This window comes from uncultured Cohaesibacter sp. (assembly GCF_963556055.3).
GTDB lineage: Bacteria > Pseudomonadota > Alphaproteobacteria > Rhizobiales > Cohaesibacteraceae > Cohaesibacter.
Map to the genome: position 1 here is coordinate 86266 of NZ_CAUVYE020000019.1, position 8735 is coordinate 95000.

The 8735-nt window shown below is 52.3% G+C and carries 4 protein-coding genes and 2 rRNA genes (1 of these 6 running past the window's edge); 1 reads left to right on the forward strand and 5 read right to left on the reverse strand.

All coding sequences use genetic code 11. From position 1 onward, the window contains the following. Positions 1 to 48: 48 nt before the first annotated feature. Together ACHZB8_RS13830 and ACHZB8_RS13835 are read right to left on the reverse strand one after the other, a co-directional pair. A complete protein-coding gene (locus tag ACHZB8_RS13830; RefSeq protein ID WP_316861177.1) occupies positions 49 to 804 on the reverse strand; it encodes a SprT family zinc-dependent metalloprotease in 756 nt (251 codons plus the stop codon). 25 nt (positions 805 to 829) lie between these two features. Beyond that, a complete protein-coding gene (locus tag ACHZB8_RS13835) occupies positions 830 to 2617 on the reverse strand; it encodes an ABC transporter ATP-binding protein (protein WP_316861179.1) in 1788 nt (595 codons plus the stop codon). Positions 2618 to 3074: 457 nt separating this feature from the next. Between ACHZB8_RS13835 and ACHZB8_RS13840 the strand changes: the two genes are divergently transcribed. Beyond that, positions 3075 to 3857: a tyrosine-protein phosphatase gene (locus ACHZB8_RS13840; protein WP_316861180.1), complete on the forward strand. Its 783-nt coding sequence runs from the start codon at positions 3075 to 3077 to the stop codon at positions 3855 to 3857. Positions 3858 to 3968: 111 nt separating this feature from the next. On the opposite strand, the gene chvE is transcribed toward ACHZB8_RS13840, so the two are convergent. From chvE to ACHZB8_RS13855, 3 genes are all read right to left on the reverse strand, one after another. Then, complete coding sequence (chvE, locus tag ACHZB8_RS13845; protein WP_316861206.1) at positions 3969 to 5009, reverse strand: multiple monosaccharide ABC transporter substrate-binding protein; 1041 nt, start codon at positions 5007 to 5009, stop codon at positions 3969 to 3971. A 989-nt stretch (positions 5010 to 5998) separates the two neighbouring features. After that, positions 5999 to 6113 (reverse strand): 5S ribosomal RNA (rrf, locus tag ACHZB8_RS13850). Positions 6114 to 6278: 165 nt separating this feature from the next. Beyond that, positions 6279 to 8735: ribosomal RNA gene (locus tag ACHZB8_RS13855) — 23S ribosomal RNA — on the reverse strand (it continues 270 nt past the right edge of the window).

Sequence of the window (8735 nt, forward strand, 5' to 3'; positions counted from 1 at the left end):
TGTCTCTTGCTTTCCTTGCCTTCAATGATCTCTTGACAAGCAGACCGCTCAGTCCCCTTCGCCACCATAGCTGTGGAGCAGGCGACCGTTATCCTTGAGCCATTTCTGCGCAGGTTTGTAATTGGGGCAGAGGCTTGCCACATGCGCCCAGAAGCGGTCTGAGTGGTTCATTTCGCGTAAATGGGCGACCTCATGCGCGGCCAGATAATCCAGCACGAAGGGCGGAGCCATTATGATGCGCCAAGAGAAAGACAGCGTTCTGTTGGCGCTGCATGAGCCCCAACGGCTGGTCGTATCCTTTATCCGGATCGCAGAGGGTTTGACGCCAAGCGCCGCCGCATGACGGGCGACGGCATCATCAAGATCTGATTTGGCCTGCTTTTTCAGCCAATCGGTTACTCGCCTCGCCATGTGGGATTCATTGCCCGAAACCATGAGGATGCGCTCGTCGGCCAGTTCCAGCAAGCGAACAGTGCCGCGCGCTTCATCGAGATGTTCTAGTGTGTGGGGCACATCCCGCACTGGAATGATGGCACCATGCTCAAAAGGCGTGTTGGGCTTGCGGGCCTGTTGCTTCTCCACCAGCCAGGCGACATTGCGCTGAAGAAACTGGCAGATCTTGGCCTCGCCAAGCCCCGGCGGGCAGGTCGCCACCGGTTCACCGCTTTTGCTGTCAAGGCGCAGAATCAGCCGTTTGGCCCGCGCGTTCTGCCTCAGCCGAACGATGATCGAACCTCCTTCATGGGAGAGGCTGATCGTCTCGGGCAACTGATTTCGTTTTCTCAGTGGCACAGATTTGCGCAAAAGAGGCTAATCCCGTTTTTCAAGGTCACTTTTTGTCAAATTGCAGTTTCACAAGGTTGGCATAAAGCCCGCCTTCGGCAATCAGGCTTTCGTGGCTTCCCTGTTCGGCCAGCTGTCCATCCTTGATGACACAAATCCGGTCGGCGTTGCGAATGGTGGAAAGGCGGTGCGCAATGACGAGCGATGTACGCCCCTCGCTCAAGCGATCAAATGCCGCCTGAACCTTGGCTTCCGATTCACTATCGAGCGCCGAGGTCGCTTCATCCAGCAGCACGATCGGGGCGTTTTTCACCATCGCCCGTGCAATCGCGATCCGCTGTTTCTGCCCACCGGAGAGGCTCGTGCCATTTTCACCGATCAAGGTGTCATAGCCTTGCGGCAATTTGGTGATGAAGTCATGGGCAAAGGCGTTTCTGGCGGCCTCCTCCACATCTGCATCGGTCGCATCAAGCCTGCCATAACGGATATTTTCACGAATGGTCTGGGAAAAGAGAACCGTATCCTGGGTCACCAATGCGATATGTTTGTTGAGCGAGGCCAGGGTGCAGTCCCTCAAGTCCGTGCCATCGATGGTGATACTGCCCTCATTCACATCATTGAAGCGCTGCACGAGGCTCATGATCGTGGACTTGCCTCCACCGGACGGGCCGACCAGTGCGGTTGTCTTGCTGCCTTCGATGGTCAAGCTCAAACCATTGATCACCGGTTCATCCGCACCGTACGAAAAGTGAACCTTATCAAAGCGAATTTCCCCAGCAGAAACCGTCATTTCCCGAGCATTTTCCTTTTCAATGAGGAGGCTGGGGCGGTCAAGAATTTCAAACATCAATCGCACACCGACAAGGCCGCCTTCCATATTGACTTTCAGTCGGCTGAGACGTCTGGCCGGGTCGCTGGCCAGAAGAAGGGCCGTCAGGAAGGAAATGAATTCACCGGGGCTCTGACCATCAAGGATGGTCCGCCAGCCGCTATAAAGAATGACCAGAGCAATGGCAAAGCCGCCAAGTGTTTCCATCAGGGGGTTGGTTCTGGCGGCAAGGCTGGCGATCTTGTTGGTCTGCTTTTCCACGCCCCTGATTGCCTTGTCCATGGACGCGGTTACCACCCCTTCAAGCCCGAAGGTGCGAATGATCCGATAACCCAGCGCCGTTTCCTGCATGGTCTGGTTGGTCTGGGTGAGGGAAATGAACTGCTCTTTTGCCACGCGCTTGACGCGGCGCACCAGTTTGTTGATGACGAAAACCGCAGGTGGCGCGATGAACAAGGCGATGAAGGACATAAGGGGGTCCTGAAAGACCATCACGAAGACAAGGCCAACAAGAGAGAGCAGATCCCTGCCCACACCCGTTATAAGCATGTCCATGACGGTGCGTGCCGCCATTGCATTGTGCGAAATGCGGGTGATCAGCTCGCTTGAGGGAAAATCGTGGAAGAAATCGGCCCCTTGTGTCAGAAAATGCCGGAACATCTTTCGCTGCTGATCGGCGACAATGGCATTGCCGATCCGCGCCAGAATGACGGTCTGCAAATAGGTGGCAAGCCCCTTGGCAACGAAGATCACCATGACCACGGCGGAAATGATCCAGACCTTGTCAAAATCCTTGGAGACAAAAATCTCGTTGACAATATCCTTCATGATCCACGCGCTCAGGGCGGTGGTCGCGGCGACAACTACCATGAAGAAGATCGCTATTGCATATTGCCTGGCATAGAGATGGAAATTCTCCGATAGAAGACGGTAAATCAGATAGCTCGAGCCAGTGGGATCCGAGACGAGTTTTTGCCACTGCCGGCGGATGATTTCGGCTGCCATGGGCCCTACTCCTTGGGGGATTGCCTTGCACAAGGCTGCCGTCTATTCGCAATCGCAGTCAATCGCCACGGCGGCGGCGTCCCCAAACATTGCGCCCGTTTTGTGCGCGGTTCGTTTCGCAAATTCTGACGGTGTTCAGTGCCGCAAAATCGCCTTTGATGTCCCAACTATGTAGACACAAACGGGCTCTTTGAAAAGGCTTTTGCGTGTCCCTCCCAAACTTAGGTCGGCAAAATTGTCTCGCCCTTGCGGTCAATTGCAGCAATTGGCACCGGCTTTGCCCTCCTAATGCCCGCTCCTCCTAGAGTTTGCGTTGACGAGTGAGGAAAGGATTGCTAAATCGTGCCGGAACCATAGCAAGGAACTGATCGTCCAATAAGTGAATAGCCAAGGCGTGTTAGCACCATGACTTGACGCTCTTTTGCTTCGTGATCGCAATCTATCGGGAGTAGACCGAGTGAGCTATTCACAACATGACATGCCCAAAAGCGAGCCAAAAGTCGCCTGGACCAAGAGAGCGCGCAAAGCGGTCTATCGGCAGATTGGCCACGCCCGCCGGGCTGCGGCAGAGGTGTCGCCTCCCTGGCTCGTTCGGATCTTTTCTCCGATCTATGATTATCTCGACATGATCTTCGCCGACCACGGGATTTTCCGCGTTCTGTATGCCAACCGTCATCAGATTTCCCCCAATGCCTGGCGTTCGGCACAACCCTGGCCACATCAGGTGCGCTATTATGCCAAGAGCAAGGGCATCCGCACGATTGTCAATCTGCGCGGTGTTCGGGATTGTGGTAGCTACCGGCTGGAGAAAAAGGCCTGCGAGGCTCACGGCATCGAATTGCGAAACGATTTGAAGGTGTATTCCCGCGCCGCGCCGTCCAAGGAGATCATTCTCAATTTTCAATCCTATTTCGAAGCACTCGATCACCCGATCCTGTTTCACTGCAAATCCGGTGCAGACCGGATCGGACTGGTTTCAACGCTCTATCTTCATTTGATCGAGGATGTTCCGATCGAGCAGGCGCGCGAACAACTCTCCTTGCGTTACGGCCATTTCCGGCATGCAAAGACCGGTATTCTGGACCATTTCATCGACCAATATATTGAGTATAAGAATGCCACCGGCATGGCTTTTCTTGATTGGGTTGAGCAGGTTTATGATGAAGAGGCCTTACGGCAATCATTCAAGAGCAGTCGCTGGTCGAGCGTGATCGCCGACAGAATTCTCAATCGAGAATAGTGCCCATCTCTGGCGCCGTTGCCCAGCGCTTGCCACCCCATGGCATCATGCACGAAAAAGGCGGGAATATAGATCCCCGCCTTTTCCTTGTCACGTCTATTGCCAATGGCATTATTTGATCTGATCTTCGCTGTAATATCCGCTATCGATCAGGATTTCTTTCCAGTTGTCTTTGGTCACGGCAACCGGTTTCAGCAGATAGGAGGGGACCACTTTGACGCCATTATCATAGGTTTTGGTATCGTTGATTTCCGGCTCCTCACCAGCGAGAATGGCGTTGACCATATTCACGGTCACGGCGGCAAGAGCCCGCGTGTCTTTGAAGACGGTCGAATATTGTTCGCCTTTCAACATGGCCTTGACGTTTGCAACTTCGGCATCCTGACCGGTGATGATTGGCATTGGCATATCTTTGGTGCCATATCCGACGCCTTTCAGGGATGAAATCACACCGATTGCCAAGCTGTCATTTGGAGACAGAACACCATCAACGCGTTTGTCGGTGTAGAAGGCCGACAGAAGGTTGTCCATGCGTGCCTGTGCTGTTGCACCGTCCCAGAAGAGCGTACCGACCTTGTCCATGCCCATCTGACCGGAAACGACGACAAGTTTTCCGCTGTCGATGTAAGGCTGTAATACGCTCATTGCGCCGTTATAGAAGAAATAGGCATTGTTGTCGTCCGGCGAACCGCCGAAGACTTCGATATTCAGTGGGCCTTTTGCATTTTCGATATCAAGGCCTTTTAACAGACTGTTGGCCTGAATCACGCCAACCTGGAAATTATCAAACGTTGCGTAATAGTCGACATTACCGGACTCGCGGATCAGGCGGTCATAGGAAATCACCTTGATATTGGATTCAGCGGCGAGATCCAAAGCACCTGACAATGCGGTCCCGTCGATTGACGCAATCACGAGAACATTAACGCCTTTGAGAATCATGGTCTCAATCTGTCTCAGCTGCGTTGCAACGTCGTCACTTGCATATTGCAGCTCTGCCTCGTAACCGGCAGCTTCAAATTGTTTGACCATATTATCGCCGTCATCAACCCATCTGGCGAGAGATTTGGTGGGCATGGCAATCCCGACCAACCCTTTGCTTGCGGCCAATGATTCAGAAATTGAGAAGCTCGCGCACACAGCCAAGGCCATTGCGCCAATCGTGGCAGATTTCAAAAGCTTACGTAGCTCCAGCATTTATACCTCCCTTGCTAGAAACTAATGATATTCGAAAGAGGATCTACGAGAGCCCCACATGACAAAATGCCAACCTCCTGAGCTCACTCTCATACTCTTTTTGACTATCAACCATATCACTACAGCAGGGGTATTATTTTTATTATCTGAATTAATTCAAGTTTCTTTTAGCAATTTCCACCGGCCCTTAGGCAAAACTCGTCGTTCTGCGACTTTTTGTAACTTTTTCGAGATCGTTTATTTCTATTTTGAAAAATATTATAACTTATTTTTTCGCGTCATAAATTAAACTTCGTGTAGCAAGTCGCAAAGCATTTGTGTTTGATCACTTGAAAGGCTTGACGCCAAGATCAAAAACTCAGCTACAGATCTAATGATATGGTCAGGGAAATGGAGGAGTCATGATCATACACAAGCGTCCATGCCCGAAGCAAATGCGCTACGAAATATGGATTTTATATCAGTGACGGTGTGTATCCGCGCAGCAAGAGTATTCTTCGTGGCTCACTTTGGTTCTTCTACTGGATCAAGCCAAAGAAAGAGAGATGTTGTTGAGACTACCCCCCATGTCAAAGTCAGAAACCCTATTGCGGATACAATGAAAACTTGGGGCAAAACGACCGCATTCTCGGTTAGCGAAGCGGGTAATAAAATTGCGCACTAACGATGGGAAAGACTTTCTTGTCTCAAATTGCAATTTTTTTTGAGGTCACACGTAATCTCTACAACTATCGAGTCAAGTGTCTGCCTCTGAAGGTGCCTTGTAAAATCGCCTCAACGAACGCATTCAGAACGGAGTTCATCGGAGCAGTTCTCCTATAGTTTGCAGGAGACGCAATTACTTTGAATTACATTTTGTTTGCATTAATCAACATTGATTTATTAACGTAAAAACCCCCGGAGATGATTATCTACGGGGGTTTTTATGATCTTGCGCTTAACAGGCCTGGCAGTGACCTACTCTCCCACGCCTTGAGACGGAGTACCATCGGCGCTGAGGAGCTTAACGGCCGAGTTCGGGATGGGATCGGGTTTGGTCTCCTCGCCATAACCACCAGGCCGGTTAAGAGCAAGAATTGAGAAGCTGGTTTGTATTTACGAAGGGATTGAAGCTTTCACCGCGCGTTTGGGACGCTAACGGTGATTTTAACAAATCACCTATCGCTTAGTTTCGGCGTTTTTGCTTAAGCAAAAGACGCCTTGAATGAGTATAGACAAATGAGAGTAATCAAGCCGATTGAGCTATTAGTACCGGTAAGCTTCGCACATTACTGCGCTTCCACACCCGGCCTATCAACGTGGTGGTCTTCCACGGCTCTCAGGGAGAACTCGTCTCAAGGGGGGCTTCCCGCTTAGATGCTTTCAGCGGTTATCCCTTCCGCACATAGCTACCCTGCAATGCGGCTGGCGCCACAACAGGTCCACCAGAGGTGCGTCCATCCCGGTCCTCTCGTACTAGGGACAGCTCCTTTCAATTCTCCTGCGCCCACGGCAGATAGGGACCGAACTGTCTCACGACGTTCTGAACCCAGCTCACGTACCGCTTTAATTGGCGAACAGCCAAACCCTTGGGACCTGCTCCAGCCCCAGGATGCGATGAGCCGACATCGAGGTGCCAAACAATGCCGTCGATATGGACTCTTGGGCATCATCAGCCTGTTATCCCCGGCGTACCTTTTATCCGTTGAGCGATGGCCCTTCCACTCGGGACCACCGGATCACTATGACCGACTTTCGTCTCTGCTCGACTTGTCAGTCTCGCAGTCAGGCTGGCTTATGCCATTGCACTCAACGACCGATTTCCGACCGGTCTGAGCCAACCATCGCGCGCCTCCGTTACTCTTTGGGAGGCGACCGCCCCAGTCAAACTACCCACCACGCGCTGTCCCGGATCCGGATAACGGACCGCAGTTAGACAGCCATGACAACAAGGGTGGTATTTCAAGGATGGCTCCATCCGAGCTGGCGCCCGGACTTCAAAGCCTACCACCTATCCTACACATGCCAACACAACTGTCAGCGCGAAGCTATAGTAAAGGTGCACGGGGTCTTTCCGTCTGACCGCAGGAACCCCGCATCTTCACGGGGAATTCAATTTCACTGAGTCTATGCTGGAGACAGCGGGGAAGTCGTTACGCCATTCGTGCAGGTCGGAACTTACCCGACAAGGAATTTCGCTACCTTAGGACCGTTATAGTTACGGCCGCCGTTTACCGGGGCTTCAATTCGCAGCTCTCACCACTCCTTTTAACCTTCCGGCACCGGGCAGGCGTCAGACCCTATACGTCGCCTTGCGGCTTCGCAGAGCCCTGTGTTTTTGATAAACAGTCGCAACCCCCTGGTCTGTGCCACCTCCCTATGGTTGCCCATAAAGAGGTCTCCCTTCTCGCGAACTTACGGGAGCAATTTGCCGAGTTCCTTCAGCATAGTTCTCTCAAGCGCCTTGGTATGCTCTACCAGTCCACCTGTGTCGGTTTCGGGTACGGTCTAATGTGGGTGCTATTTCCTGGAACTCCTAGGCAGCCCGGTCAATCCAATAAGACCAAACTACTTCCGGAATTCGTCACATCCCACTGGTTGAGGAATATTAACCTCATTCCCATCGACTACGCATTTCTGCCTCGCCTTAGGGGCCGACTAACCCTGCGCTGATTAGCATTGCACAGGAACCCTTGGACTTTCGGCGAGAGTGTCTCTCACACTCTTTATCGTTACTCATGTCAGCATTCGCACTTCTGATACCTCCAGGACCCCTCACGGATATCCCTTCATCAGCCTACAGAACGCTCCGCTACCGCGCCTTACGGCACCCGCAGCTTCGGTGCATGGCTTTAGCCCCGTTACATTTTCGGCGCAAAGACCCTTGTTTAGACCAGTGAGCTGTTACGCTTTCTTTAAATGATGGCTGCTTCTAAGCCAACATCCTGGTTGTTTTGGGATCCTCACATCCTTTCCCACTTAGCCATGACTTAGGGACCTTAACTGGCGGTCAGGGTTGTTGCCCTCTCCACGACGGACGTTAGCACCCGCCGTGTGTCTGCAGGATAGTACTCTTGGGTATTCGGAGTTTGGTTAGGTTTGGTAAGTCGGTGAGACCCCCTAGCCCATCCAGTGCTCTACCCCCCAAGGTATTCATCCCACGCTCTACCTAAATAGATTTCGCGGAGAACCAGCTATCTCCGGGTTTGATTGGCCTTTCACCCCTAGCAACAAGTCATCCCCGCCTTTTTCAACAGGCGTGGGTTCGGCCCTCCAGTGCGTGTTACCGCACCTTCAGCCTGCTCATAGCTAGATCACCCGGTTTCGGGTCTAATCCATCGAACTTGCGCCCTATTAAGACTCGGTTTCCCTGCGCATACACCTAACGGCTTAAGCTTGCTCGATAAATTAAGTCGCTGACCCATTATACAAAAGGTACGCCGTCACCCTTGCGGGCTCCGACTGCTTGTAGGCGTTCGGTTTCAGGATCTCTTTCACCCCCCTCGTCGGGGTGCTTTTCACCTTTCCCTCACGGTACTTGTTCACTATCGGTCGCATACGAGTACTTAGGCTTGGAGGGTGGTCCCCCCATGTTCAGACAAGGTTTCACGTGCCCCGCCCTACTCTAACGGCTGTTTATACTACCAATACGGGACTATCACCCTCTATGGTGCTCCTTTCCAGAAGCTTCTCGTTTTATAA